1 protein-coding gene is annotated in these 1,484 nt (G+C 71.5%); it reads right to left on the bottom strand.

The window, feature by feature from the left end; genetic code table 11:
* Window positions 1-1,484: acetyl-CoA carboxylase biotin carboxylase subunit (locus tag NP777_RS46790; protein WP_256656306.1), on the bottom strand; the 1,484-nt coding region annotated here is incomplete at both ends.

Raw genomic sequence — 1,484 nt, 5'->3', positions numbered from 1 at the left:
ACGGTGTCGCCCTCGTTGACGGCGACCTTGACGATCGTGCCCTGCATGGGCGAGGCGAGGGCGTCGCCGGAGGCGGCGGAGCCGGACTTCTTGACCGCCTTGCGCTTCGGCTTCTTCGAACCGCCCGCGGGGGCGGTGGCCACGCCCAGGGAGGCGGGCAGTGAGACCTCGAGTCGCTTGCCGCCGACCTCGACCACGACCGTCTCACGGCCGGTGGGCTCCTCGGCCTCGTCCGCCCCGGCCGGGGTGAAGGGGGTGATGGTGTTGTTGAACTCGGTTTCGATCCAGCGGGTGTGGATGGTGAAGGGTTCGCTGGTGAACGCCGGGTCCGTCACGACCGCCTGGTGGAAGGGGATGGCGGTGGCCATGCCCTCGACCTGGAACTCGGCCAGGGCGCGGGCGGCGCGCTGGAGGGCCTGGGTGCGGGTGGCGCCGGTGATGATCAGCTTGGCCAGCAGGGAGTCCCACGCGGGGCCGATGACGCTGCCGGACTCCACGCCCGCGTCGAGGCGGACGCCGGGGCCGGTGGGCGGGACGAAGGAGGTCACCGTGCCCGGGGCGGGCAGGAAGTTGCGGCCCGGGTCCTCGCCGTTGATCCGGAACTCGAACGAATGCCCCCGCATCGGCGGGTCGTCGTACCCCAGGGCCTCGCCGTCGGCGATGCGGAACATCTCGCGGACCAGGTCGATGCCGGTGACCTCTTCGGTGACCGGGTGTTCCACCTGGAGCCGGGTGTTGACCTCCAGGAAGGAGATGGTGCCGTCGTTGCCGACCAGGAACTCCACCGTCCCCGCCCCGACATAGCCCGCCTCCTTGAGGATGGCCTTGGAGGCGGCGTAGAGCTGGGTGTTCTGCTCCTCGGTCAGGAAGGGGGCGGGGGCTTCCTCGACGAGTTTTTGGTGGCGGCGCTGGAGGGAGCAGTCGCGGGTGGAGACCACGACGACGTTGCCGTGGGTGTCGGCCAGGCACTGGGTCTCGACGTGGCGGGGCTTGTCGAGGTAGCGCTCGACGAAGCATTCGCCGCGGCCGAAGGCGGCCACGGCCTCGCGGACGGCGGAGTCGTAGAGCTCGGGGACTTCTTCCATGGTGCGGGCGACTTTCAGGCCGCGGCCGCCGCCGCCGAAGGCGGCTTTGATGGCGATGGGCAGGCCGTGCTGTTCGGCGAAGGCCACGACCTCTTCGGCGCCGGAGACGGGGTCGGGGGTGCCGGCGACGAGGGGTGCGCCGGCGCGCTGGGCGATGTGGCGGGCGGCGACCTTGTCGCCCAGGTCGCGGATGGCGTGGGGCGGGGGGCCGATCCAGGTCAGTCCCGCGTCGAGGACGGCTTGGGCGAATTCGGCGTTCTCGGAGAGGAATCCGTAGCCGGGGTGGACGGCGTCGGCGCCGGATTCGGCGGCCGCGGCCAGGACCTTGGCCTGGTCGAGATAGCTGGCCGCCGGGGTGTCACCGCCCAGCGCATAGGCTTCATCGGCCGCGCGCACATG

This window comes from Streptomyces rugosispiralis (genome assembly GCF_024505145.1).
In the GTDB taxonomy this organism is placed as follows: domain Bacteria; phylum Actinomycetota; class Actinomycetes; order Streptomycetales; family Streptomycetaceae; genus Streptomyces; species Streptomyces rugosispiralis.
The sequence above is the reverse complement of the archived record's forward strand: the minus strand, read 5'-3'. Positions and strand labels throughout refer to the sequence as shown.